Genomic DNA, 25023 nt, shown 5'->3' on the forward strand with positions numbered 1-25023 from the left:
TTGCCTCCGACTGTGAAAAGACTGATCGCCTCGCCTTACCTGAAAGCCTTCCTTGCAGGTGCCATCGCAGTGTTCGGGTTTGCACCGTTCGACATCTTCCCGCTACCGGTGCTCGCACTCTCCGTGTTGTTCTGGTTGTGGAGCCGGGCTGAGCGTCCGGCACAGGCGGCATGGCTGGGTTTTGCATTCGGTATGGGGTTGTTTTGCGTCGGCATCAGCTGGATTTATGTTGCGCTGCACGAATATGGCTATATGCATCCTATCCTTGCGGCAGCGGCGACGGCGTTGTTTGCAGCGGTGAATGCGACCCTGCCAGCATTGGCGGGGTATATGCAGGCGAAATTCAAAGCGACACCGAATATGCGCATCCTGTTGCTTATGCCTGCAATCTGGACGCTCGCCGAATGGTTGCGCGGTTTGCTGTTCACCGGTTTCCCCTGGCTTTCTGTTGGCTACTCGCAAGTGCCGAACAGTCCGCTTGCAGGCTACGCGGTGCTGTTTGGCGTATATGGCGTGTCGCTTGCGGTTGCGGCGAGCGCGGCGACCCTGCTGATCTTGTGGAAAGTTCGCCTGGGCAGGCAGGGCAAGATCGCCCTTGTCGCGCTGATTTTGCTGTGGTCGGGCGGGGCGGCATTGCGCAGCATTGAATGGACGCATCCCCGCGGCGAACCGCTCAAAGTGAGCCTGCTGCAAGGCAATATCCCCCAGGACACCAAATTCGCGGAAGATGCGCTGACCAACACGCTGGAAACCTATCGTCGCCTGGCGGAAAGCAGCGATGCGCGATTGATCGTCCTGCCCGAGACGGCGCTGCCGCTGTTGCGCCGGGATGTACCGGAAAGTTACCACGCCATCCTGAGCGACCATGTCCGGAAAAACGGCGGTGATATCCTCATCGGCGCATTCGAGAAAGAGGACGGAAAGTATTACAACAGCGTGTATTCCCTCGGCAGCGCCGAGAGCCAGCATTATCGCAAGGACCATCTTGTCCCCTTCGGCGAGTTCATTCCGCTGCGCAGCGTGCTCGGCTGGTTCATCAACGAAGTGCTGGACATCCCGATGGGCGACCTCACCAGCGGCGGCGCGACACAGGCACCGCTCAATGTCGCCGGGCAGAAGGTGGCGGTGAATATCTGCTACGAAGATGCTTTTGGCGAAGAGATCATCCGCGCGTTGCCGCAAGCCACATTGCTGGTGAACGTCACCAACGATGCATGGTACGGCGATTCGTATGCCGCGATGCAGCACAACCAGCTGTCGCAGATGCGCGCACTGGAAACGGGGAGGATGATGTTGCGGGCGACCAATACCGGGGTGACCTCCGTGATCGGTGTGGATGGGCGCATACAGGCCATGTTGCCGCAACATGAGGAAGGTGTGCTTACTGCCCTGGTGCAGGGGTATGAGGGGAGGACGCCGTATGTGGTTTTGGGGAATGCGGGGATGCTGGTATTGGTTGGGGTGATGTTGGCGGGGGCGTGGGGGATGGGGCGCAGAAAGTAGGGGCAACGGAGACCGCTCGTCCTGTCGAAGTACAAGAATCCTTTCCCATTTCGACGAAGCCTTTAGTCCTTAGCATAGTCGAAGGGGCAATGCGAACGGATACTTGGATAATGAGTGCCGGACCAATAATCGGCGCAGACTCGGAAGTGTCCTTAAGTTTCTCTTAAGTCTGCAAACCATATCTTGTAGCCTCTGAATATGCTCGGCTTGTGAAGCGGAGCGGCGGGTTAAGATGAGCAAGTATTCCCGACATGGGTTCGCAAGAAAATGGCAAAAAATTTCCAAATGAAGCTGCAGACGTTGTTCTTGTTCGTGCTTGGCATGGGCATGGCAGGCTGTACTTCATACCGTCCATTGCCGTTGGACGACAAGGTCACGTTGGAGACGTCGGCATCGCACCTTACGGTCGACGCTAAATCCCTGCCGTTTCATGTCTTGTCCACTCACAAGTTCGATCCGTCGGACGGATGGGACATGACCGAAGTGGCCATGCTGGCCGTGGCCAACAACCCCAATCTGAAACTCGCGAGAGACGATGCAAAGATCGGTCATGCACAGGCATTTGCTGCAGGACTATTGCCGGACCCTCAAGTCAATCTCTCCAGAGATATTCCGGTGCAACCCGCACCGGGCGTTTTCAAGGCGTTTGGCGCTGGCGTAGGGTACGACCTTGGAAGTTTGGTGACCCATGCTGCAAGCTCTTCGGCAGGACGATTCGAAAGTCAAAAAACCGATCTCAATCTGCTGTGGCAGGAATGGCAGGTAGTGGCCCAGGCGCGCCTTCTGTTTTCCCGTGCAATTGCGCAGGAAAGCCTGTTGCTGTGGCTGAGCGATAACCGGAATTTGCTGGCTGGCCGGTATGCGAACGCAAAATCGGCTTTGAATGACGGAAACCTCACCAGCGATGCATTTAATGCAACGCTGTCGGCCTGGCAAGACATCTCCAGGCAAGCCAACGAACTGGAGCGGCAACAGTTACAGACCCGCAATGATCTGGATGCATTGCTTGGGCTTGCGCCGGGAACGGATCTCAAGCTCTTGGATGATGAAGCGCTGGGCATACCGGATGAGAGTGAAGTCAATCAGGCATTGACCGAATTGAACCAACGCCGTCCCGATCTGATGGCGCTGAAGGCAGGCTATGCCGCCGAGGATGCGCGCTACCGGCAGGCCATTCTTGCTCAATTCCCGCCATTCAATCTGGCCATTAACCGCACGCGCGACAACACAGGCATCAATATGCAAGGGTTTGCATTATCCTTTGCGCTGCCCATTTTGAACGGCAATCGCGGCAACATCAGAATCGAGGAGGCAACCCGCCAACGATTGCGCGATGAATACCAGATAAGGCTCAATTCGGCTTATGCGGAAGTAAAACGGCTGGTAGTGGATAGCCGTCTGCTTGCGGCGCAATTGCAGATGTCCGAAGCCGGATTGCTCACATTCGATGAAACCGCCGCCAACGCCGCACAAGCGTTGGCCCAAGGTGATCTGGATGGAAGCGGCTACGCAATTTTCCAGTCTTCCCGTATCGCGAAGCATGTCGAGGTTACCAATCTGCGGCAGGCGTTGCTGGAGAACCGCATAGCCCTGCTTGCATTGCTGGGCGGAAATTTTGATACCCGGAATGAAATTGAGGAGAAGCATCCATGAACATGAGAATGCTCACCGCATGGCTGTTGCTGAGTCTCTGCAATGCAGCGCTGGCGGGTGAACAGGATGGCGTAAGTGCGCTGGTGCAAACCGCCGCACTGCGCCAGATGAACTTGTACAGCAGGGTCTCGGGCTATGGCACGGTTGTGCCGGAACTGGGTGCCACGATGAATCTCAATTTCCCCAAGGCGGGCAGAGTGACGCGGCTGTTCGTCAGCCCGGGTCAGCAGGTCAATCGCGGCGCCGATCTTCTTGAAATTACCACCGATCCTGCCGGCACGCTGGCATACAGCCAGGCCGAGAATGCGGCCGTTTACGCACGGGGTGAACTGGACCGCATGAAGTCCTTGTTTGAGCGGCAGCTGGCGACGCGATCCCAAGTGGAATCGGCACACAGGGCGCTCAAGGATGCCGAAGAGGCACTGGCTGCGCAAAGCGCATTGGGACAGGGGGCAAGACAGGACAAGCTGAAATCTCCATTCAATGGAACGGTGATATCGGTTGCTTTGGCACCGGGCGACCGGTTCGCGGCTGGCGCCAACCTGGTGCAATTGGTACATACGGATTTCCTGCGGGTGCGGCTGGGTATCGAACCGGAAGAGAGCCGTCAAATTGCACGCGGGATGAAGGTTCGTCTCACGTCGGTTTTCAGTCCGCAAGATACGGTGGAGGGCGAGGTGAAGCAAGTGGCCGGACAAATCGATCCGCAGACACAATTGGTTGACATCACAGTGCGCTTCAAAGGAAATAACTTGTTGCCAGGCACCAAGGTCAAGGGCGACATCGCAACCATCGGGCATGAGGCACAGGCCGTACCCAGGCAGGCAGTCTTGCGTGATGCCGGCGGTGCGTATGTGTTCCAGGTGGTCAACGGCAAAGCGCACCGGACCGACGTAAAAACCGGTCTGGAAGACAGCGGCTGGATCGAAGTGCAAAACACCCTTGTGCCGAATGCGCCGGTGGTGACGCTCGGCAATTACGAGTTGCAGGACAACATGGCGGTCAGGGAGTCCACCCCTTGAAAGTTACCGACTGGATCCAGTCGCATCGGCGCTCCATCCTCTTTTTGCTGGCCATGCTGGCAGGCGGCGGGATATTTGCCGCGTTCAATCTGCCGGTCTCACTATTTCCCACCGTGGATTTTCCCCGAGTGGTGGTCGCACTGGATGCGGGCGACCGGCCAGCCGAACAAATGTTGCTGCAGGTCACCATGCCGGTGGAAGAGGCGATACGCCGGGTTCCCGGGGTCAGGAATGTCCGTTCCACCACGAGCCGGGGCACGGCGGACATATCCGTCAATTTCAACTGGGGTGCCGACATGGCTGCGGCCACCCTGCAAGTCAATGCGGCCATATCGCAGATCATGCCTGCGCTTCCCGGCGGCACCCGGCTGGAGACACGGCGCATGGATCCGACCGTGTTTCCCATCATCGCCTACAGCCTGACCTCGGATACGCTGACCCTTACCCAGTTGCGCGATCTTGCCCAGTACGAGATTCGTCCACTGCTGTCATCCGTTGACGGCGTGGCGAGAGTCCAGGTGATGGGCGGCGCACAGGAAGAATTCCAGGTGATGGTTGATCCTGCCCGGCTGCAGGCTTATGGCTTGTCCATGGATGATGTTTCTCGTGCGCTGTCTGCTTCCAATGTCATCACCGCCATTGGCAGGCTGGAGGATCATTACAAGCTTTACCTCGCGATTGCCGATACCCGCCTTCTCAATGCCGAACAAATAGGCGCGACCGTGCTCAAGACCGGCAGCAACGGATTGGTGCACCTGAAGGACGTCGCCGATGCAAGACGATCTGTCATGCCCCAGTGGATACGGGTCAATGCCGACGGTCACGATGCCGTGCTATTCCAGATTTACCAGCAACCCGGTGCCAACAGCGTACAGATAGCGAAGGATATCAAGGCGCAACTTTCGACGTTCGGGAGCCGCCTGCCCGCAGGGGTCAAGATTGCCAATTGGTACGATCAGGGGGAACTGGTGGTGAACTCGGCCGCCAGCGTGCGCGACGCCATTCTTGTCGGCATCGCGCTGGCCGCGCTGGTGCTCTATCTGTTCCTGCGAAACATCAAGGTCACACTCATTGCGGTGCTGGTGGTGCCGACGGTGCTTGCCACCACGGTGGTGTTGCTGCATGTTCTCGGCATGAGTTTCAACATCATGACGCTGGGCGGCATGGCAGCAGCAGTGGGACTGATCATTGACGATGCCCTCGTGATGGTGGAACACATCATGCGCCGGTTGCGGGAAGGAACATTGCCTTTCCATCAGCGGGTGATGGATGCTGCCGAGGAGTTTTTGAGGCCGCTGGCCGGTTCCAGCGCTGCCACCCTGGTGATCTTCGTGCCGCTGGCCTTCCTGAGTGGAGTGACCGGTGCATTTTTCAAGGCGCTGTCCCTGACCATGGCAGCCAGCTTGTTCATATCGTTTATCGTAACCTGGCTGGCCGTGCCCATCCTGGCCGATCACTGGCTTTCGGAAAAGGATGCACACTCCTTGTCCGAGCGGGGCGAGCGGTTAACGATCCGCATACATGCCGCTTATGAAGCCTTGATGAAAAAACTTTTGTCCCGCCCGTTGTGGTTGCTGGCAGGCATCCTGCCGTTGCTGTTGGCCGGCCTGCTGGCCTACCTGGCAGTAGGTACGGGCTTCATGCCGTCCATGGATGAGGGCGGTTTCATTCTGGATTACCGCAGCGCACCCGGCACTTCGCTCACCGAAACGGACAGGCTGCTGCGCGAGGTGGAAGACATCATCAAGTCCAATGCCAATGTCGACACCTATTCGCGGCGCACCGGCACTCAATTGGGCGGGGGGCTTACCGAGGCGAACGAGGGGGACTTTTTCATTCGCCTCAAGCCGCTACCGCGTGCGCCGATCGATCAAGTCATGGAGCAGATTCGTACGCGCGTGGAGAAGGAAGTGCCGGGTCTCAACATCGAACTCGCACAATTGATGGAGGACATGATTGGCGATCTGACTGCCGTGCCCCAGCCCATCGAGGTGAAGATCTATTCCGACGACCAGGAAAACCTGTCGACCCTGGCAAAGAAAACTGCCGAGGCTATCGGGCATATTCCGGGCGTGGTCGACGTGCGCGATGGCATCAATCCGGCCGGAGATGCGCTGGAGGTTCATGTCGATCGCGTCAGGGCTGCGCTAGAAGGCGTTGATCCGGAAAGCGTGACGCGCATGCTGGGCAGCTTGCTGGGCGGCAACGTCACGACTGAAATCCAGAGCGGCCCGAAGATGGTCGGCGTGCGCGTATGGTCTCCGGCCGATTTGCGCAATACCGACGACAAGCTTGCCGGCCTGCTGATGCGCGCACCGGACGGACACCTTTTTCCATTGAAACGGGTCGCAGACATCAAGGCCGTCTCTGGCCAGCCCCAAATCAACCGGGACAACCTGAAGCGCATGGTGGCCGTCACCGGGCGCATCAGTGGCCGGGATATGGGATCGGTAATGCGGGATGTGCAACAGGTCATGGATGCACCGGGCATGTTGACGTCCGGCGTGTATTACAACCTTGGGGGGCTTTACCAGCAGCAGCAAAGCGCATTCCACGGTTTGCTGGCGGTGCTGGCTGCGGCAGTGGCACTGGTTTTCCTGTTGCTCCTGTTTCTGTATGAACGATTCCTCGTGGCGACATCGGTGATGCTGATTCCCGTCATGTCGCTGTCTGCAGTCTTTGTTGCCTTGTGGGCTACCGGCATTGAACTCAATATATCGGCCATGATGGGAATGACCATGATCGTGGGTATCGTGACCGAAGTGGCGATCTTCTATTTTTCGGAGTATCAGGTTCTGGCAGAAAACACCCCGTCCCGGGATGCGCTGATTCAGGCGGGCAAGAACCGCATGCGTCCCATTGCCATGACCACACTGGCGACCATCCTGACCCTGATGCCGCTGGCGCTGGCAATCGGTCAGGGATCGGCCATGCAACAACCGTTGGCAGTGGCCATCATTGCGGGACTGGTCGTGCAATTTCCCCTGGTGTTGATCGTCATGCCGGTATTGTTCGACCTGATGCAAAAATTGAAACGCAACGGGGCGCGACGTTAAGTCGGCCTTAAGTGTAGATGTCGCATCCTTGTTCACATGGCGAAAATTCTCGCCAGGTGAATATAAAGGAGATTGAAATGAAGAAATTATTTTTAGCGGCGGGTGCAGTCTGTTTGTCTGCATTTTTACTTTCGGCCCAGGCTTATACTGGCGAGGAACTAGCCAAGGATGCCAAAATAAACCTGAAGGATGCACGTGCAATTGCACTCAAGGCATTCCCCGGGAAGATCACCGATGAGGAGCTGGAGAAAGAGAAAGGCGGCAGCGGTTTGCGCTATTCATTCGACATCAAAGGCGACCAGTCAACCAAAACCCAGGAAGTGGGCGTGGATGCGGTGACAGGCAAGGTACTGGAAAACGCGCCTGAAGGTGCGAATCCCGACTGACGGAGAAATATCATCATGCGGCTTTTGGTGGTGGAAGACGACCCGATGATCGGGGACAGCATGCAGCGCGGACTCAGAAACTCCGGCCTTGCCGTCGACTGGGTACGCGACGGAAAAGATGCCGAATTGGCACTGGGAAACGGGGTGTATGACTTGATGATCCTCGACCTCGGGCTCCCCCGCAAAGGGGGGCTGGAGTTGCTCAGCCAGCTGCGCGGGCAGGGAAACGATCTGCCCGTGCTGATCGTCACTGCCCGCGACGCGGTCGAAGACAAGGTGGCGGGACTGAACAGCGGGGCCGACGATTATCTGGTCAAACCTTTCGATTTCACCGAGCTTAATGCCCGAGTGAATGCCATCATGCGCCGCCGCAGCGGCAGCGGGAATCCGGTAATGAGTTACGGTCCGTTAACATTGGATCCCGTTGCACACCAGGTCACCCTGCGCGGCGCGCCGGTCGGGCTGTCGGCCCGGGAATTCTCCCTGCTGCGTGCACTCATGGCCGTGCCCGGAGCGGTACTGTCCCGCGCAGAATTGGAAGAAGCGCTATACGGTTGGGACGAAGAGGTGGGCAGCAATGCGGTGGAGGTACACATCCACAATTTGCGCAACAAACTCGGCAGTCATGCCATTCTTAACGTACGCGGTGCCGGTTACCGGGTGTCGATGCTAAATGATGTCGATTCGTAAAAATTTGCTGATCTGGCTGCTGACGGGATTGCTCGTTGCCGGACTGGGTACGGGGATTGCCACTTACTTCAAGACACAGGAAGAAGTGGGCGAAATGCTCGATTACGAGTTGCGGCAGATTGCCTATTCCATGCAACATTCCACCGGTTTTATGCCGGGGCAGATGGACAACATCGGCGGTTCAAGCGGCGATGACAACGATTTTGTGGTTCAGGTATGGAACGAGAACGGCGAACAGCTCTATTCCTCGCAGCCTTCAATCAAATTGCCCAAGGCGTCTGCGCCGGGATTTTCAAACCTCATGAATTCCGATGGCGGCTGGCGCGCGTTCAGCGTGATCTCCGGCGATCGCTTCGTACAGGCCGCGCTACCCGATGACGCCCGCTGGGAAACTGCCGCAAGCATGGCTTTGCGCATGCTTGCACCGCTTGCCGTGCTGGTTCCTGCCCTGGCACTCCTGGCCTGGATTGCAGTGCGGCGAAGCCTTGCCCCGATGGCGCGAGTGACTGCGGAAGTGGAGCGGCGCGACGCATTCGCAATGGCCCCGCTGGATGTTGATGCGGTACCTGAAGAAATCCGCCCGCTGCTGATGGCGCTTAACAGGCTGTTGCATCGCCTGGATGGGTCCATGGGGGCACAGCGTCGCTTCGTGGCAGATGCCGCACATGAACTGCGCACGCCGTTGACTGCCTTGTCGCTGCAGGCGCAGCTGGTGGAGCAGGCGCAGGATTCCGGGGAACGAAACGAGGCAATCAGGGATTTGCGTCTGGGCATTGCCCGTGCATCACATTTGGTGAGCCAGTTGCTGACCCTCGCACGTCAGGAGCCGGATGCACAACGCCCGTTTGTGCAACTTGATCTGGCAGCATTGGTGCGCCAAGTGATCGGGGAATTTGCCCCATTGGCTGATTTGAAGAAGATCGATCTTGGCGTTGATGCCAGTCAATCCGGGTTCATGAACGGGGATAAAGAATCTTTAAAGATATTGGTTGGAAACCTGGTGGACAATGCCATTCGTTACACCCCGGAAGGTGGAAAGATTGACGTGACACTGGGCAATGGCAGCAGCGGTTTGGTTCTCAGCGTAAAAGATTCCGGCCCCGGTATCCCGATCGGGGATAGGGAGCGAATCTTCGAACGGTTCTTCCGGGTTGCAGGCAATGAAGTTCAAGGTAGCGGCCTCGGGCTTGCAATCGTCAAACAAATTGCCCAACGCCATGGCGCCACTGTCGAGGTAAGCAATGGAGAGAACGAAGCAGGTGCAATGTTCAGTGTCAAGTTTCGGCCATCCGTTGCGGGTTAGCTATTCAAGTTCTACCCCTTCTTGTTTTATACGTAGAACAAGGAAGCTGAACGAAATCTGGAAATTTCAGCAAGACGACAGATATGATTGCTTGCGGAAGGTTGCAAAAATTCGGTTTTGACCTATAGGAGCAGTAATGGCAATTCAATGGAAGAACACAACTTTAAAATACGGATGGCTGTCGATCTCGCTGCACTGGATCATGCTGCTGCTGATCGTTGCGACGTATACCGCGATGGACATCAAATCGATTTTCCCCAAAGGAAGTTCAGGGCGTGAGGCGTTGGCGATCTGGCACTATACGTTTGGCCTCTCGGTATTTTGTCTAGTCTGGTTGCGCTTATCGGCGCGTCAGGCGGGAGACACGCCAGTCATCGAACCGGCGATGCCTGCCCTGCAGGCTCTATTGGCGAAGGTAGTTCATTTTGCGCTGTATGCCCTGATGATAGGCTTGCCTTTGCTGGGCTGGCTGACGCTCAGTGCCAGAGGTAAACCGGTGCCGATTTTTGGTGTGGAGTTGCCGGCATTGATCGGTAATAACCAGGAGACGGCGAAGTGGCTGAAGGAAATTCACGAATCGCTGGCGACAGCGGGCTACTTTCTGATTGGCCTGCATGTGGTCGCTGCCCTTTATCACCAATTCGTGAAACGCGACAACACCCTGAAGCTGATGTTGCCACGCCGTTGAACGGAACTGCCGCGATCAGCGGTTAGGTTTTCTTCCGCTGTTCCAGTTGATGCGTGCAGTCCAGCGCGGCGAGTTTGTAGCACTCCGCCAGCGTCGGATAGTTGAAGACATTGCTGATCAGGTCGCGCACCGTGCCGTGCAGGTTCATCACCAGCTGGCCGATATGGACGAGTTCGCTGGCCTGTTCGCCGACGATGTGCACGCCCAGAATTTTCTCGTTGCGAGTATCCACGATCAGTTTCAGCATGCCCTGCGCATCGCCGATGATCTGGCCGCGTGCGCTGTCCTTGAAATAGGCGCGCCCGACGATGCAGGGAATGTTCTCCTGGTGGACTTCCTTTTCGGTCTTGCCGACGTAGGAGATTTCCGGGATGGTGTAGACCGCCATTGGCAGGTTGTCCGCGGTGACATATTCGGCGCCGCCCAGGGCATGCAGCACTGCGGCGCGTCCCTGTTCCATGCCGGTGGAGGCAAGGGCGGGACGGCCGACCAGGTCGCCCACGGCGTAGATGTGCGGCACGCTGGTCTGGAAATGCCGGTCGACCCCGATCCAGCCGTCCTGCACGCTGACGCCAGCCGCAGCCAGGTTCAGGCCGCCGCTGTTGGGCTCCCTGCCTTGCGCATAGAGCACCGCATCGGCACGGATCTGTTTGCCGCTTTCCAGTACCGTGACGGTCCCGTTTCCTTCATGCCGGATTTCCGCAACCCGTTCCCGCATGTGGAACGTGACGCCCATGCCGAGAAAACTGTCGGCCAGCACGCCGACGACATCCTCGCTCAGGTACTCCAGCAATTGCGCGTGACTGTCCACCACGCAGACTTGCACGCCCAAAGCGGCAAAGATCGAGACGAATTCGCAGGCGATGACGCCGCCGCCGACGACCAGCAGGCTGTCCGGCAGGTGACGAAGATTCAGGATCGACGTGGAATCCAGCACTGTCTTTTTGTCGAAGGGAATGTTGACAGGACGGCGCGGCCTGGAACCGCAGGCAAGAATGATGATCCCGGCGGAGATATGGCGGGTGTTGCCCCCTGCGTCGGCGACCTGGACCGTGTTCGCGTCGACAAACGAGGCTTCGCCCGGGATCAGTGCCACACCGTGGCGCAACAGTCGTTGCAGGATCACCGACTCCTGCTGTGCGATGACGGCTTCCTTGCGGCGCACCGCGTCCGCCAGCAAACCGTGACGGCTGCGGCCGTCGGGCGCGAGCGCCTGGCGCATGCCGCCGGAGCGCGAAAGCAGGTACGACACTTCGCGCATGGCCTTGCTGGGTATGGTGCCGGTCTGCAGTCCGGCACCGCCGATCTTGGGTTTGCGTTCGACTATCGCGGCACGCTTGCCCATGCGCGCTGCCTGCCAGGCCGCATGTTGGCCGGCGGGGCCGGAACCGATGATGAGAACGTCGTAGTCCATGTTGGGTTGTCCGCTATGAAAGTATCAATCCGTTCACCCTAAACCTGTCGAAGGGTGGACTCTTCAGTTTCTGCCTGCACCGTTTCCGTTCATGGTTCGGCAGGCCTGTCCTGAATACATCGAAGGACTCACCACGAACGGAGTTTTTTGTCGAATTACTTGATGCGCATGCCGGGTTGCGCACCCGCATCCGGCGACAGGATGAACAGCCCCGGCGTTTCACCAGAAGCCGCCAGCACCATGCCTTCCGACAAGCCGAATTTCATCTTGCGCGGCGCGAGGTTGGCGACCATCACCGTCATTCGCCCTTTTAATTTTTCCGGATCGTAAGCTGACTTGATGCCGGCGAACACGGTGCGCGGTTGCGCCTCGCCGATATCCAGCGTCAGCTTCAACAGTTTTTCCGCACCTTCCACGTGCTCGGCATTCACGATGCGCGCCACGCGCAGGTCGATCTTGGCGAAGTCATCAATCGAAATGGTCGGCGCGATAGCGCCGGCGTTTGCCCCCTCGCCCTTTAAGGGAGAGGGTTGGGGAGAGGGTAGAGTCTGTGCAGTCCCGGCGCTTGGCGAAATAGTGTGTTGCTGTGCCTCAGCATGGCGTTGCTGCGAATGAGTTTCGGTCATGGGCTTCAAGCTTTCCTGATTGGCGGCGACCATGGCTTCGATGAGTTTGGGGTCGAGGCGGGTGGCCAAATGTTGATAGGTGTTGACGTTGGTTGGAAGCACGGCGAGATCGGCCCAGGTGAAATCGCTGGCCATGCCGAACAATTCGCGTGCGACGCGAGATGTCAGCGCCGGTAACACCGGGCTCAGCAGGATCGAGAGCACATAGAATCCATGCAGTGCGCGCGAACTGATGTCTTGCAGCGCTGCACGTTGCGTTTCATCCTTGGCCAGTGTCCACGGTGCTGCAGCGGCAATCTCGACATTGATGCGGTCGGCGATGGCCATGATATCGCGCAGCGCACGGGCGTAGTCTCTGGCTTCGAACGATTCGGAGACCAATTGGCCGCTGACGATCGCGCCGTCAAGCAGGCGTTTCGAGTTGGAAAAGACCAGTTTCCCATCAAAAAGCTTGGTGAGAAATCCTGCACAGCGGCTCGCAATATTGATGTACTTCCCGATCAAATCGCTATTCACCTTCGCCACAAAATCTTCAAGATTCAGGTCGATGTCTTCCATCGTGCCGTTCAGTTTCGCGGCATAGTAGTAGCGCAGGTATTCGGTGTTCTTGATGTGGTCGACATAGCTGCGCGCGGTGATGAAAGTGCCGCGCGATTTGCTCATCTTCTCGCCGTTGACGGTGAGGAAGCCGTGAGCGAACAATTTGGTCGGCGTGCGGAAACCGGCGTGTTGCAACATGGCGGGCCAGAACAGCGCGTGGAAATACAGGATGTCCTTGCCTATGAAATGGTAAAGCTCGGCATCCGAGCCTTGCTTCCAGTAGTCGTCGAAATTCAAGGGCGTGCCCTCACCTCCAGCCCCTCTCCCGGTGGGCGAGGGAAGGGATTGCCCCCTCTCCCCATGGGAGAGGGTTGGGGTGAGGGTGCTTTTGTTGCACAGCTGCTTGAAGCTGCCCATGTAACCCACCGGCGCATCCAGCCAGACATAAAAATACTTGCCCGGCGCATCGGGGATCTCGAAGCCGAAGTAGGGCGCATCGCGCGAGATGTCCCAGTCGGTCAGTTTGTTCTCGCCTTCGGCGCCCAGCCATTCCTGCATCTTGTTGGCGGCCTCTTGCTGCAATGGAGGCACATTAGTTAGCTTTCCTGTTGTCCATTCGCGCAGAAACTTTTGGCAGCTTGCAGATGAAAGTTTGAAGAAGTAATGGTCGGAGTTGCGCAGTTCCGGCTTGGCGCCGGACACGGCAGAATAGGGCTCGATGAGGTCAGTGGGCGCATACGCCGCACCGCACACCTCGCAGTTGTCACCGTACTGGTCCTTGGCGTGGCACTTGGGGCATTCGCCCTTGATGAAGCGGTCCGGCAGGAACATGTTCTTGACGGGGTCGAAGTACTGCTCGATGGAACGCACCTCGATCAGGCCGTTGGCTTTCAGCGTGCGGTAGATGCCCTGGGCGGACTCTTTGGTATCGTCCGAATTGGTTGAGCCGTAATTGTCGAAAGCCACATGGAAAGCGGCAAAATCGTCGAAATGCTCCTGCCAGACGCGGGCGATCAGCTGTTCCGGCGTGATGCCTTCCTTTTCGGCGCGCAGCATGATGGGGGTGCCGTGGGTGTCGTCGGCGCAGATGTAATGGCAGGTGTTGCCGCGCATCTTCTGGAAGCGGACCCAGATATCGGTCTGGATGTATTCGACGAGGTGACCTAAGTGGATGCTTCCATTGGCATATGGAAGGGCGGAGGTGACGAGGATTTTACGCGGCATATTGCAAGATTCCCTGGATAAGGCGCGATTGTAGCAAAACCCGCACACGGCTGCGGAATTGGGTAAAATCGCGCCCGTTGAATTTCAAGGAGAAGCGGGAAGGGGTAGGGCGAGAAGGGGGAAGAGGGAAGGGGGAAGGGTAACTTCAGTGCAGTGCTGAACCTTTCTGCTTTTACCCTTCACCCTTCCCCCTTTACCCTTCCCGGATTTTATGAGCATCAAGGCAGACAAATGGATACGCCGCATGGCGGAACAGCACGGCATGATCGAGCCGTTCGAGCCGAACCAGGTGAAGGAAGTGGACGGCAAGAAGATCGTATCCTACGGCACATCCAGCTACGGCTATGACATCCGTTGTGCGCGCGAATTCAAGCTGTTCACCAACATCAACAGCACCATCGTCGATCCCAAGAACTTCGACCCGAATTCGTTCGTGAACGTGGAAGCCGACTTTTGCGTGATCCCGCCCAATTCGTTCGCGCTGGCGCGCACGGTCGAATACTTCCGCATCCCGCGCAACGTGCTGACCATCTGCCTCGGCAAATCGACCTATGCGCGTTGCGGGATTATCGTCAACGTCACACCGTTCGAGCCCGAGTGGGAAGGCTACGTGACGCTGGAATTCTCGAACACCACGCCGTTGCCGGCGAAGATCTACGCCAACGAAGGCGTGGCGCAGGTGCTGTTCTTCGAGAGCGACGAAGTATGCGAAACCTCGTACAAAGACCGCGGTGGCAAGTATCAGGGCCAGGTCGGCGTGACCCTGCCGAAGACCTGATGCTGCGCGCAGAACAAATCGTCTGGCGCACTCCCGAAGGCAAGATCGTCTCCTGCGTGGAAAAGAACAAGGTGCTGCAGGAGAACCTCGCCGAGATCCGCCAGGTCTGCCAGGATGCACTCGAAGATGCCGCACTCATGGGCTGCGACGAGCAGCAATTCCTCCGGGTGCTGGCCGAACTGGTCGCACAGCTCAAAAACCCCTATCCGCCACGCGAATAGCGCCTTTTGTATTTACCCCGTCGCCTATAAAACCTGCGACAATCCGCGCCACTTTAATCTGTAATCCCCTGTAGGGAGTTATCCATGAAATTCAATTTTAGTTACGACATCACATTGGCCGATGGCCAATATGAGTCTCCACTGAAATTTCACCTGAGGAACTTAAGATGAAGTTCAATTTTCCCATCATCATCATCGATGAAGACTTCCGTTCGGAAAACGCGAGCGGCCACGGCATTCGCGATCTCGCCGATGCGCTGGAAAAAGAAGGCATTGAAGTCGTCGGCATGACCAGTTATGGCGACCTGACTTCGTTCGCACAGCAGCAAAGCCGCGCTTCGGCTTTTGTGCTGTCCATCGACGATGAGGAATTCGGCGCAGGGAGTGAGGAAGAAACCGAAGTCGCGCTGCGTACCTTGCGCGCATTCGTGGAAGAGATCCGCTTCAAGAACGCCGACATACCGATCTACCTTTACGGCGAAACTCGCACCTCGCGCCACATCCCGAACGACATCCTGCGCGAGCTGCACGGCTTCATCCACATGCACGAAGACACGCCGGAATTCGTGGCGCGCCATATCATCCGCGAGGCAAAATCCTACCTCGATACCCTGGCGCCGCCGTTCTTCCGCGCGCTGGTGGATTACGCGCAGGATGGTTCCTATTCCTGGCACTGTCCGGGACACTCCGGCGGCGTGGCGTTCCTGAAGTCTCCGGTGGGGCGCATGTTCCACCAGTTCTTTGGCGAGAACATGCTGCGCGCCGACGTGTGCAATGCGGTGGACGAACTGGGGCAGTTGCTCGACCACACGGGTCCGGTTGCGGCTTCCGAACGCAATGCTGCGCGCATCTTCAATGCTGACCACCTGTTCTTCGTCACCAACGGCACCTCGACTTCCAACAAGATCGTGTGGCATTCGATGGTGGCGCCGGACGACATCGTGGTGGTCGACCGCAACTGTCACAAGTCCATCCTGCACGCGATCATGATGACCGGCGCGGTGCCGGTGTTCCTGACACCGACGCGCAACAACTTCGGCATCATCGGGCCGATTCCGAAATCCGAATTCGAGCGCGAGACCATCCAGAAGAAGATCGACGCCAATCCTTTCATCAAAGACAAGACCAAAAAGCCGCGCATCCTCACCATCACACAGAGTACTTACGACGGCGTCATGTACAACGTGGAAATGCTGAAAGAGATGCTGGACGGCAAGATCGATGCCTTGCACTTCGACGAAGCCTGGCTGCCGCACGCGGCATTCCACGATTTCTACAAGAGCATGCATGCCATCGGCCGCGACCGGCCGCGCGCAAAAGAATCCATGATCTTCTCGACTCAATCGACGCACAAATTGCTGGCCGGCCTGTCGCAGGCATCGCAAATTCTGGTGCGCGATAGCGAGTCGCGCAAACTGGATCGCGACTGTTTCAATGAAGCCTACCTGATGCACACCTCGACTTCACCGCAGTACGCCATCATCGCCTCGTGCGACGTGGCGGCAGCGATGATGGAACCGCCCGGCGGCACGGCGCTGGTGGAAGAGTCCATCGCCGAGGCACTCGACTTCCGCCGCGCCATGCGCAAGGTGGATGAAGAATGGGGCGCGGATTGGTGGTTCAAGGTGTGGGGCCCCGATTACCTTTCCGAAGAAGGTATGGCGGAGCGCGAGGACTGGGTGCTGCGCACCGAGGATCGCTGGCACGGCTTCGGCAAACTCGCCGAAGGCTTCAACATGCTCGACCCGATCAAGGCCACGGTCATTACGCCGGGTCTGGATGTGGACGGCGACTTCGCGGACAGCGGCATCCCCGCCAGCATCGTCACCAAATATCTCGCCGAGCACGGCGTGGTGGTGGAGAAGTGCGGCCTGTACTCCTTCTTTATCATGTTCACCATCGGCATCACCAAAGGACGCTGGAACACCATGGTGACCGAGCTCCAGCAGTTCAAGGACGACTACGACAAGAACCAGCCGTTGTGGCGCGTGCTGCCGGAATTCATCGTCAAGAACCCGCGCTATGAAAAGATCGGCCTGCGCGACCTGTGCGATCAGATCCACGGTATCTATAAAACCAACGACGTGGCGCGCCTCACTACCGAGATGTACCTGTCCAGCATGGTGCCGGCGATGAAGCCGTCGGATGCGTTTGCCAAGATGGCGCACGGCGAGATCGAGCGCGTTTCCATCGACGATCTGGAGGGACGTATCACTGCCGTACTTCTGACGCCCTATCCGCCGGGCATTCCCCTGCTGATCCCGGGTGAACGTTTCAACAAGACCATCGTCGATTACCTCAGGTTCGCGCGCGATTTCAACAGGCGTTTCCCCGGTTTCGAGACCGATATTCACGGACTCGTGGCGGAGAAGAGCAACGGTGATTGCGTGTATTACGTGGACTGCGTGATATAGCGATTCCCTGTTTCATGCCTGGGGGCTGACATAGAGAATGCCAGGTAGGTCATATGAGTGAAGACAACGACAAGCTGCGCATCGACAAATGGCTGTGGGCTGCCCGCTTCTTCAAGACGCGCAGCCTTGCTGTCGATGCAGTGGAAGCCGGCCGGGTGACAATGAACGAGGCGCGCATCAAACCCGCCAAGGCCATCGGCCCCGGCGACCATCTGGTCATCCGCCTCGGACAATATCATTTCGAAGTCGAGGTGCTGGGACTTTCCAACAAGCGGGGTCCCGCATCGGAAGCGCAGAAGCTTTACCGCGAAAGCGAAGAAAGCAAAGCGCGGCGGGCCGAGATCGCCGCCAATCTCAAGGCGCTGCCGCAACCGACATTCAAAGGCAGACCGACCAAACGCGACCGGCGCGAGATCGAGCGTTTCGAATCCGAAACCAGGGGCGTATCAAAGAGTGCATGGGGCGATTTTGAGTAAGGCGGCCTGTATTGACGCCGCAACTTTCATGGCCGCCATATCAATATGACAAATGAAACCGGCAGCAAACCGCGTCAAGCAAAATGGCGCAACCATGCCGTCAACGTATTGCTGTTCATTGTTGTCGTTGTCGGCATCCGTGCCTGGCAGCAGCGCGACATGATCAGCGGCACGGCGCCAGTCTTGCGGGGCGTTACACTGACAGGACAACCCTACATCCTGCCCGCGCATCCCGCGCAGCCTGTGCTGGTGCATTTCTGGGGAACATGGTGCCCGATCTGCCGTACCGAGCAGAGTTCCATCGCGGCCATCGCGCACGATCATCCGAACATCATTACCGTCGCCATGCAAAGCGGCAAACCGGAAGAGGTTGCCAGGTACATGCATGAACAGGGCATCGATTTTCCGGTCGTGAATGATGCCGACGGCGCCATCTCCAACGCGTGGGGAGTGCATGCAGTCCCTGCCAGCTTCATCATCGCACCCGACGGGAAAATCCACTTTATCGAAGTGGGCTACACCACCGGGGTGGGGCTCAGGCTTCGACTTTGGCTGGCTGGAATAATCTGATTCGGAACTCGGCGACGAAAAAGATAAACTCATCAAAAATGACGACATCGCCATGTATCATGCAAAGGTGAGCGGACAAGACAATATGCAGATATACCGTTCAAGCATGGATGGAACAAGTATTTGATACAGGATTTTATTCTTTTCACGACCCTATGAATGACATAGAAGCCCTAGCCGAAAGCCAGCTCAACGATAAGCACTACCTGCAAAGTGTGACCCATCTGGGGGATACCCGCTCCATTGTGGCCAACCGCGAGATCTACACGTCCACCGGGATGAAGCTGATCGGCGCGGGTATGCAGATCAACAGTTCGCTTTACGAACGCCTGCTTCAGCACAAGCTTGTTCCTCCGCTGGATCAGAGCCTGACTACCGAGGACGCCGTCAATGGCGCGAGCCTCGTGGAACAGGCGACACGGATGATGCAGGAGGACAAACAGCTGGCTTTGATACAGTCCGTCAAATCGGACGGGCAGACGTTGGTATCCGTGTTGAAGCAAGTGCCGCTGAATCCAGCCATCGCGTTCAAACTGACAGTCATGCGCGAGACCAATGCGGATCTTTTCAGGCGCAGTATTTATGTGGCGCTGGTCAGCATTTATATCGGCATGAAGTTGCACATGGACAAACACCAACTTAAGGACATCGCCACTGCGGCAGTGCTGCATGACATCGGTCTTTTGCATGTTGATCCAAAGCTGCTGGAGCGGGAACACAGGATGTCGGAGACTGAGCGGCGTCATTTATATGTTCACTCAGTGACCGCATGGATGATTTTGAAAGCCTATCCGGAATACAAGAATAAGGTCCTGGATGCGGTCTTGCAGCACCATGAGCACCTGGATGGCAGCGGCTACCCGCGGGGGTTGAAATCAGGCGAGATAGGGCAGTTCGCACAGATCATCGCAGTAGCAGAGATCGTTGCAAGTCGGTATGGCAGTGATAATGACGCGCAAAGTTGGTCAAGGCTGGAAACGATATTGAAACTGAATTTGCGCCGATATGGCAGAAATCTGATTCCTTGCCTCAAGATATTCTATCAGGATGAAGTCGAGGCTCCGCCCTGCTCGGAGATTGACATGCAGAACGCGCTGGAGAAGATGTCGGGGATCTCGGCCATATTCACTGCCTGGGAAAAAGCGCAGAGTGAATGCGATGTGAAGATACCGGCCTGCGCCTTTATCGACGAACGCATGACGAACCTCAGGATGGAAATCATCGATGCCGGGCTCAATCCCAATGTGGAAGACAATCAGCTGTTCGGGCTGGAAGGGGACGCCGAAGCCTGTTTTGATGCAAGGATGTTGCTCGATGAAACGATGTGGCAACTCGGTAACATCCTGCGGGAGATTCAACGCCGCTGGCCCGCTGTTGATTCGGATGATCCCTTGCCTGAATTCAAGACTGCAAAGGCATGGATGCAGGAGGTCAAGGCGTTGCTGTAAAGCACGGCAACGCACAATGGCCGGGTAGCGATTATTCCTTCACTGGCGGCGTGGCGCGATATTGTCCCTGGAATGCGAGCATCCATCCCGGATATTCCGGTGACAGCGTACTTGCGTCATCCAGTGTCTTTAATTCCGCTTCAGCCAGGACCAGTTTCGAGGACGCAAGATTGTCCTTCAACTGTTCCATCCGGCGCGCACCGATGATGATGCTCGACACCTGCCTTTTGCTTAAGATCCATGCCAACGCAACTTGCGCAACTGATACGCCATGCGCCTTTGCGATCGGTTCCATCGCAGCCAGACAATCAAATGCCTTATCCTTGCTCAATGGCGGGAAGTCGAAATTGGCACGGCGCGAGCCTTCGGGGGAAACTTGATCGCGTTTGAATTTTCCGGACAGGAACCCACCCGCAAGCGGACTCCAGACCATGAGCCCCAGCTTTTGATCCTGCAGCAAGGGAAAAATTTCTCGCTCAAGATCGCGACCGGCGATTGAATAGTAGGCCTGCACACTCACAAATTCATTCCAGTGATGGAACCTGGAAATCCCCAGCGCCTTCATGATTTGCCAGGCTGCCATGTTGCACAAACCGATGTAACGTACCTTCCCTGATTTTACGAGGTCGTTCAGCGCAGAAAGTGATTCCTCAAAAGGCGTAAGCGGATCGAAGCCGTGCAATTGATAGAGGTCGATATGGTCCAGTTGCAGGCGCTTGAGACTTGCATCGACCTCGTTGAAGATATGAAAACGCGATTGGCCGCGCCCATTGGGAGATTCATTCATGATGCCGGTGGATTTCGTCGCGACCACGATCTCATCTCTCGGCAGGCGATTGTTTCTGATGGCTTGCCCGAGCAATTTCTCCGATTCACCCAGCGAGTAAACGTTGGCAGTATCAAAAAAATTAATCCCCTGATCGAATGCTTCGCGCACCAGCAGATCGACCTCGGGTTGCTGGAGACCACCCATGACTTCCCAGAATCCCTTTGCGCCGAAAGTCATGGTTCCCAGGCACAGCTCGGAAACGTAGAGTCCTGTATTTCCCAATAAGCGATATTTCATGATTACCAACTCCTGTCAAAATTTGGCGAGTGACGATTATGAAAAATATTTTAGACGTCGGGCGTATTGACTGCTTGTATCGCCAGAAGTATTTTGAAAGACAGCATTTTCAAGCCTGCGAGGCGACCAACAATGTCCACTCAATCGCTGCCACGGGTGGCTGCAAACGATGTTCGATAGCGCACAGAACAGTAGTCTAACGGATGTCAAAGTAAGCAGGTGAATCCTGTCGCATGCGGTGCAAGCCGCTTGCCAATACGACCGACATGGGATTCGTGAGTTGCATATCAATCACTCTAGGAGAATGGCATGAAAAGAACAACGAAGGTAGTAGCGCTAGCGCTGCTTTATGGCATGGCGCTTCCACCGGCCATGGCTGAAGGGTTCTACGGTGCGGTTGACCTGGCACAAACGAATGAAGGTGATGCCTGCAATAGCGGATTTGTAGGGAGTTGCAACGGCACTTCCACCGCGCTCAGGGTTGGCGGTGGGTATCAATTCGTTCCGATGTGGAGTGCGGAAGTCAGCTATGCCGATTATGGCAATGCAAATACCGGAGGACCGGCAGGAGAATGGCAGGCTACCGGCCTGGAGGCTTCAGGAATCGGCACGTTCCCGGTCTGGAAGGATATTTCAGTGATCGGGAAGGTCGGTCTCGCCCGCACAGATTTAAAGCTGACAAACACATCCCGTTCTTCCACAACAACCAATCTGGCCTTCGGCGTCGGCGTTCAATACGAGTTCAGCAAGGCCATCGCTTTCCGTGCTCAATATGAGAATCTGGGTACGGTCGGAGATGCAAATACGACCGGCACGACACAGCTGACACTGCTTTCTGCAGGCATCCTTTTCAGGTTCTGATCTTGTCGGTTTTTCAAAAACCGGCTCCATGATATTGGAGCCGGTTTGTTTTGCGCCTTTGTAGTGTCGACCTACTTGTCAACGATGAGACTGCGCAATTCGTTAAATGTCCCGCAACACTGTCTTTCATAATGTTAATAACAGGAGGGGTCTACATGTATAAAACAAAATTGCTGCTTGTTGCTTCAGGTGCCGCTTTGAGCCTGTCCCTGCTGTCGGTGGCTCATGCCGCCGAGGGCGACATCAAGCAGGATACACGCGACATTCGCACGGACAAAAGAGACATCGCGAGGGATAGCCGGGATGTGGGACAAGACAAGCGTGAAAAGAATGCGGATGTTCGCGAGCGCAACCAGGATCGGCGCGAACTCAACCAGGATAAACGCGAGGGTAATACTGCCGGAGCAGCCAGAGAACGCAAAGAACTGGGCAAGGACAATGCCGGAATCAGGAAAGACAATCGCGATTTGAACAAGGACCGCGCAGATCGTCGCAATGACAAGCGCGACTTGAAAAAAGACCGTCAGGAACGCCATCGCGACAAGCTGGCAAAACGGAAGTAGTTCGTCTGTAATCGGCGGGCATCGAGCCCGCCGGTCACTTCATCCGATTACTGATATCAATCCCAAGTTGTTCCCAATCCGCAAAAATAATTGCTACCGGGTCCGCTTGCGTTCGAAGTCTTCCATGAAACCCACCAATTGCTCGACAGCCTGGAGCGTCAGTCCGTTGTAGATGGACGCGCGAATGCCGCCGGTGGATCGATGACCGGCCAAGCCGGAGAATCCGGCAGTTTGTGCTTCTGCAAGGAATCGCTTTTCAATTTCCGGGTTGGGTAAATTGAATGTGACATTCATCAGGGAGCGGTCTTTTGTTTCGGCTCTTCCGCGATAAAAGCCATTGCTGCCGTCCAGTGCGCTGTACAGGAGTCTGGCTTTGTCACGGTTGATTTCAGCCATGCGCGACAGGCCGCCGATGTCGTTGAGCAGCCAGCGCGTGATCAGCAGCACGACGTAGATCGCAAACACGGGCGGAGTATTGAAGATGGAATGAGCCTGGATCTGGCTGCGGTAGTCCAGGAAACCCGGGAGGTCGGTCGGTGCATCCTTGAGCAACTCGTCCCGAACCAGGACAACGGTAACGCCGGCCGGGCCGATGTTTTTCTGCGCATGGGCATAGATGAGCGAGTAGCGCTCCGCCTCGCAAGGTTGGGACAGGAAATCCGACGACATGTCGCACACGCGGGGAACATCGTCCCGTCCCAGTACACGGTGGAATTGCAGTCCTTCGACCGTTTCATTCGAGATGTAGTGGAAATAGGGCGCTGTCGGCGAGAAGGCCAGTTCCTCGTTCTCGGGCAGTCGGTGGAATCCGCCGGATTCGCCGCTCCAGAGCACGCGAATCTCGCCCTCGCGCCTGGCTTCGGCCAGCGCCTTTCCGCTCCAGTAGCCGGTGTGCAGATATTCTGCGGGCGAAGTTTTGCCGCGCAGCAAGGTCATCGGGATCATCGAGAACTGCTGGGTTGCACCGCCCTGCATGAACAATACGTGGTAGTTGTCGGTCAGGCCCAACAGCTTGCGCATATTGGCTTCCAGCTCGGCGACGACTGCGGCAAACCAGTCCGAACGATGGCTGATGCCGAGTACCGACAGACCGACTTCCGGCACCTCCATGATGGATTGCTGAGTCTGCAGCAAAACGCTCTCGGGCAATGCCCCAGGGCCGCCGGAAAAATTGAGATTGTTGAGCGGGTTCATGTGCATGCGATTATTTGCCGGTCAGCCGGAAAAGAAAATCCCTGAATGCGTTTTTGACTTTGAGCATGTGGACTTGCTTGTAGGGAAACAGCTGTTCCGGGTCCATGGCATGCACGACCATGGTGTGGTCGATCTCGAAAATGAAGAGCTGCCCATCCTTGGCTTCCGCACAATCGATGCAGAGGTAATCGAGCCTGGTGCGCTGATGGATCGCATCCAGTGCCGCATGGTGGCGCAGCGCAAAGTCGTCGAAATGTTGCATGAAGGCGGCTTCTTCCCCCCGTTTTTTTGCATCCTCGTACATGCCGGCATTGACGTAATGAATCATCCAGTGCGATGAGACACCCATATGGCAAGCATAGGGTTTTCCATCAATCAGGACCACACGGTACTTGCGGAACAGTCCGTCCTTGCCGCTGTAATCGATGAAGCGCGACAGGAAGAAATCTTCGCCTTCCACCTTGTCGAGATAGGTGGCGAGTTCTTCGGGGCGTTCGATCCTGTCGAGATCGCGCCCGGCGTGGGAGCCGACGGGGCGCACAATGATCGGGAAATCACAATCTGCAAACTGGCCGGAAAGCATGGTGTTGCCTGCAGCGATTTCCAGCAAGATCGGACGTGAGACATGCAGTGTCGGCGGGATGAGCAGGCCCGGAGCGTCCCGCAATAGCCTGCTGGCGGCTTCGCGCCCTGTTGGCGGAATATATTGCGGTTTGTTGATGACTGGCCTGGGCCAATGTGCCAGCGGTTGTTCCAGCGCCGCGAGTGTCGCGCGGTTTTCATCGGATTCGCAAATGGCGACAAACACGGCGTCGTGCTCGGGGATGGGCAAAGCCAACGGATCGTGCGGGGAAACGTAGTAGAAAATCAGGTCGACGTCGCTGTTTTCCAGCAGGCAATCGAGGGGTGTATTCTCGGAAATGTCGCCCGGGACAGAGAGCATCAACAGGCGCAATTTTGCGGGTTGGTTTGCAGCCGCCAGGCGATAGATGCGTTTTTGCTGCAGGGCCAGGGACTGGATGGACAGCCCAAGTTCGCGTTGGCCGAAGCATTGCACGATGATGGACAGGTTCAACCAAAGTTCAGCATCGGCTGTATTCTGGCCGGCACGACTCAGCATCTCCTGACCGAGCGGGCGTAGATCAATGCCGGCAATACTCGCACGAAGAAAAGGAGCAAGACCAAGGAATGGCGTCACGTACTGAATCTGGTTGTCGGTGGCGGTAGTGGTTGTCAAATTTAATGGTTGCGCTTTATCGTTATTCGAGATGCCCGGCGTTCCAGGCAAGTTCATTTCCAGTATCTCACGAATGCTGCCAAGCCAAGA

21 protein-coding genes are annotated in these 25023 nt (G+C 56.7%); 16 read left to right on the forward strand and 5 right to left on the reverse strand.

Annotated elements, in window-relative coordinates; genetic code table 11:
• Positions 1-12 precede the first annotated feature (12 nt).
• From lnt to QOY30_RS02410, 8 genes are all read left to right on the forward strand, one after another.
• A complete protein-coding gene (gene lnt, locus QOY30_RS02375) occupies positions 13-1503 on the forward strand; it encodes an apolipoprotein N-acyltransferase (RefSeq protein WP_283743037.1) in 1491 nt (496 codons plus the stop codon).
• A gap of 267 nt (positions 1504-1770) precedes the next feature.
• Positions 1771-3156, forward strand: a complete 1386-nt coding sequence (locus QOY30_RS02380) for a TolC family protein (protein WP_283743038.1) — start codon at positions 1771-1773, stop codon at positions 3154-3156.
• Positions 3153-4178, forward strand: a complete 1026-nt coding sequence (locus tag QOY30_RS02385) for an efflux RND transporter periplasmic adaptor subunit (RefSeq protein ID WP_283743039.1) — start codon at positions 3153-3155, stop codon at positions 4176-4178. Before QOY30_RS02380 ends, QOY30_RS02385 begins: the two co-directional genes overlap by 4 nt.
• Complete coding sequence (locus tag QOY30_RS02390) at positions 4175-7234, forward strand: efflux RND transporter permease subunit (protein WP_283743040.1); 3060 nt, start codon at positions 4175-4177, stop codon at positions 7232-7234. Before QOY30_RS02385 ends, QOY30_RS02390 begins: the two co-directional genes overlap by 4 nt.
• 77 nt (positions 7235-7311) lie before the next feature.
• Complete coding sequence (locus QOY30_RS02395; RefSeq protein WP_283743041.1) at positions 7312-7620, forward strand: PepSY domain-containing protein; 309 nt, start codon at positions 7312-7314, stop codon at positions 7618-7620.
• Positions 7621-7635: 15 nt separating this feature from the next.
• Positions 7636-8310 (forward strand): response regulator, encoded by a 675-nt coding sequence (locus tag QOY30_RS02400; RefSeq protein ID WP_283743042.1) that lies wholly within the window; start codon positions 7636-7638, stop codon positions 8308-8310.
• Positions 8294-9613, forward strand: a complete 1320-nt coding sequence (locus QOY30_RS02405) for an ATP-binding protein (protein ID WP_283743043.1) — start codon at positions 8294-8296, stop codon at positions 9611-9613. Before QOY30_RS02400 ends, QOY30_RS02405 begins: the two co-directional genes overlap by 17 nt.
• Before the next feature lie 136 nt (positions 9614-9749).
• Positions 9750-10301 carry a cytochrome b gene (locus tag QOY30_RS02410; RefSeq protein ID WP_283743044.1) on the forward strand — a complete coding sequence of 184 codons (552 nt, stop codon included), beginning with the start codon at positions 9750-9752 and terminating at the stop codon, positions 10299-10301.
• A gap of 22 nt (positions 10302-10323) precedes the next feature.
• Here QOY30_RS02410 and sthA read toward each other — a convergent pair whose 3' ends face one another.
• Both sthA and metG read right to left on the reverse strand, forming a co-directional pair.
• Complete coding sequence (gene sthA, locus QOY30_RS02415) at positions 10324-11715, reverse strand: Si-specific NAD(P)(+) transhydrogenase (RefSeq protein WP_283743045.1); 1392 nt, start codon at positions 11713-11715, stop codon at positions 10324-10326.
• Positions 11716-11870: 155 nt separating this feature from the next.
• Complete coding sequence (metG, locus tag QOY30_RS02420; RefSeq protein ID WP_283743046.1) at positions 11871-14105, reverse strand: methionine--tRNA ligase; 2235 nt, start codon at positions 14103-14105, stop codon at positions 11871-11873.
• Positions 14106-14316: 211 nt separating this feature from the next.
• On the opposite strand from metG, the gene dcd reads away from it, so the two are divergent.
• The 6 genes from dcd (at position 14317) to QOY30_RS02450 (ending at position 20012) form a co-directional block, all read left to right on the forward strand.
• Positions 14317-14883: a dCTP deaminase gene (gene dcd / locus QOY30_RS02425; protein WP_283743047.1), complete on the forward strand. Its 567-nt coding sequence runs from the start codon at positions 14317-14319 to the stop codon at positions 14881-14883.
• Positions 14883-15104 carry a hypothetical protein gene (locus tag QOY30_RS02430; protein ID WP_283743048.1) on the forward strand — a complete coding sequence of 74 codons (222 nt, stop codon included), beginning with the start codon at positions 14883-14885 and terminating at the stop codon, positions 15102-15104. The genes dcd and QOY30_RS02430 overlap by 1 nt, the downstream gene beginning before the upstream one ends.
• A gap of 167 nt (positions 15105-15271) precedes the next feature.
• The gene (locus QOY30_RS02435) at positions 15272-17518 is read left to right on the forward strand and encodes an arginine/lysine/ornithine decarboxylase (protein ID WP_283743049.1); all 2247 of its coding nucleotides are present in this window, start codon (positions 15272-15274) and stop codon (positions 17516-17518) included.
• A gap of 53 nt (positions 17519-17571) precedes the next feature.
• Positions 17572-17994 (forward strand): RNA-binding S4 domain-containing protein, encoded by a 423-nt coding sequence (locus QOY30_RS02440; RefSeq protein ID WP_283743050.1) that lies wholly within the window; start codon positions 17572-17574, stop codon positions 17992-17994.
• Between the two features lie 45 nt (positions 17995-18039).
• A complete protein-coding gene (locus tag QOY30_RS02445; RefSeq protein ID WP_283743051.1) occupies positions 18040-18564 on the forward strand; it encodes a protein disulfide oxidoreductase in 525 nt (174 codons plus the stop codon).
• Positions 18565-18719: 155 nt separating this feature from the next.
• Positions 18720-20012, forward strand: coding sequence for an HD-GYP domain-containing protein (locus QOY30_RS02450; protein WP_283743052.1), 1293 nt, complete (start codon positions 18720-18722; stop codon positions 20010-20012).
• A gap of 31 nt (positions 20013-20043) precedes the next feature.
• On the opposite strand, the gene QOY30_RS02455 is transcribed toward QOY30_RS02450, so the two are convergent.
• The gene (locus QOY30_RS02455) at positions 20044-21078 is read right to left on the reverse strand and encodes an aldo/keto reductase (protein ID WP_283743053.1); all 1035 of its coding nucleotides are present in this window, start codon (positions 21076-21078) and stop codon (positions 20044-20046) included.
• 309 nt (positions 21079-21387) lie between these two features.
• Between QOY30_RS02455 and QOY30_RS02460 the strand changes: the two genes are divergently transcribed.
• Together QOY30_RS02460 and QOY30_RS02465 are read left to right on the forward strand one after the other, a co-directional pair.
• Positions 21388-21939: an outer membrane beta-barrel protein gene (locus tag QOY30_RS02460; RefSeq protein ID WP_283743054.1), complete on the forward strand. Its 552-nt coding sequence runs from the start codon at positions 21388-21390 to the stop codon at positions 21937-21939.
• 155 nt (positions 21940-22094) lie between these two features.
• On the forward strand, positions 22095-22502 hold the full coding sequence (locus QOY30_RS02465) for a hypothetical protein (protein WP_283743055.1): 408 nt from the start codon (positions 22095-22097) through the stop codon (positions 22500-22502).
• A 93-nt stretch (positions 22503-22595) separates the two neighbouring features.
• On the opposite strand, the gene QOY30_RS02470 is transcribed toward QOY30_RS02465, so the two are convergent.
• Both QOY30_RS02470 and QOY30_RS02475 read right to left on the reverse strand, forming a co-directional pair.
• Positions 22596-23702: a phosphoserine transaminase gene (locus QOY30_RS02470; protein ID WP_283743056.1), complete on the reverse strand. Its 1107-nt coding sequence runs from the start codon at positions 23700-23702 to the stop codon at positions 22596-22598.
• A 4-nt stretch (positions 23703-23706) separates the two neighbouring features.
• The gene (locus tag QOY30_RS02475; protein ID WP_283743057.1) at positions 23707-24990 is read right to left on the reverse strand and encodes an ATP-grasp domain-containing protein; all 1284 of its coding nucleotides are present in this window, start codon (positions 24988-24990) and stop codon (positions 23707-23709) included.
• Positions 24991-25023 lie beyond the last annotated feature (33 nt).

Origin of the sequence: Sideroxydans sp. CL21 (assembly GCF_902459525.1) — a bacterium.
Taxonomy (GTDB): domain Bacteria; phylum Pseudomonadota; class Gammaproteobacteria; order Burkholderiales; family Gallionellaceae; genus Sideroxyarcus.

Excerpts from the sequence above, each read along its gene's own strand:
- QOY30_RS02440 (WP_283743050.1), top strand. The coding sequence starts at position 17,572 with ATGAGTGAAGACAACGACAAGCTGCGCATCGACAAATGGCTGTGGGCT.
- QOY30_RS02430 (WP_283743048.1), top strand. The coding sequence starts at position 14,883 with ATGCTGCGCGCAGAACAAATCGTCTGGCGCACTCCCGAAGGCAAGATC.
- sthA (WP_283743045.1), bottom strand. The coding sequence starts at position 11,715 with ATGGACTACGACGTTCTCATCATCGGTTCCGGCCCCGCCGGCCAACAT.
- QOY30_RS02445 (WP_283743051.1), top strand. The coding sequence starts at position 18,040 with ATGACAAATGAAACCGGCAGCAAACCGCGTCAAGCAAAATGGCGCAAC.
- QOY30_RS02385 (WP_283743039.1), top strand. The coding sequence starts at position 3,153 with ATGAACATGAGAATGCTCACCGCATGGCTGTTGCTGAGTCTCTGCAAT.
- QOY30_RS02470 (WP_283743056.1), bottom strand. The coding sequence starts at position 23,702 with ATGCACATGAACCCGCTCAACAATCTCAATTTTTCCGGCGGCCCTGGG.
- QOY30_RS02450 (WP_283743052.1), top strand. The coding sequence starts at position 18,720 with ATGAATGACATAGAAGCCCTAGCCGAAAGCCAGCTCAACGATAAGCAC.
- QOY30_RS02405 (WP_283743043.1), top strand. The coding sequence starts at position 8,294 with ATGATGTCGATTCGTAAAAATTTGCTGATCTGGCTGCTGACGGGATTG.
- QOY30_RS02460 (WP_283743054.1), top strand. The coding sequence starts at position 21,388 with ATGAAAAGAACAACGAAGGTAGTAGCGCTAGCGCTGCTTTATGGCATG.
- dcd (WP_283743047.1), top strand. The coding sequence starts at position 14,317 with ATGAGCATCAAGGCAGACAAATGGATACGCCGCATGGCGGAACAGCAC.
- metG (WP_283743046.1), bottom strand. The coding sequence starts at position 14,105 with ATGCCGCGTAAAATCCTCGTCACCTCCGCCCTTCCATATGCCAATGGA.
- QOY30_RS02400 (WP_283743042.1), top strand. The coding sequence starts at position 7,636 with ATGCGGCTTTTGGTGGTGGAAGACGACCCGATGATCGGGGACAGCATG.
- QOY30_RS02475 (WP_283743057.1), bottom strand. The coding sequence starts at position 24,990 with ATGAACTTGCCTGGAACGCCGGGCATCTCGAATAACGATAAAGCGCAA.
- QOY30_RS02410 (WP_283743044.1), top strand. The coding sequence starts at position 9,750 with ATGGCAATTCAATGGAAGAACACAACTTTAAAATACGGATGGCTGTCG.
- QOY30_RS02380 (WP_283743038.1), top strand. The coding sequence starts at position 1,771 with ATGGCAAAAAATTTCCAAATGAAGCTGCAGACGTTGTTCTTGTTCGTG.
- QOY30_RS02465 (WP_283743055.1), top strand. The coding sequence starts at position 22,095 with ATGTATAAAACAAAATTGCTGCTTGTTGCTTCAGGTGCCGCTTTGAGC.
- QOY30_RS02395 (WP_283743041.1), top strand. The coding sequence starts at position 7,312 with ATGAAGAAATTATTTTTAGCGGCGGGTGCAGTCTGTTTGTCTGCATTT.
- QOY30_RS02455 (WP_283743053.1), bottom strand. The coding sequence starts at position 21,078 with ATGAAATATCGCTTATTGGGAAATACAGGACTCTACGTTTCCGAGCTG.
- QOY30_RS02435 (WP_283743049.1), top strand. The coding sequence starts at position 15,272 with ATGAAGTTCAATTTTCCCATCATCATCATCGATGAAGACTTCCGTTCG.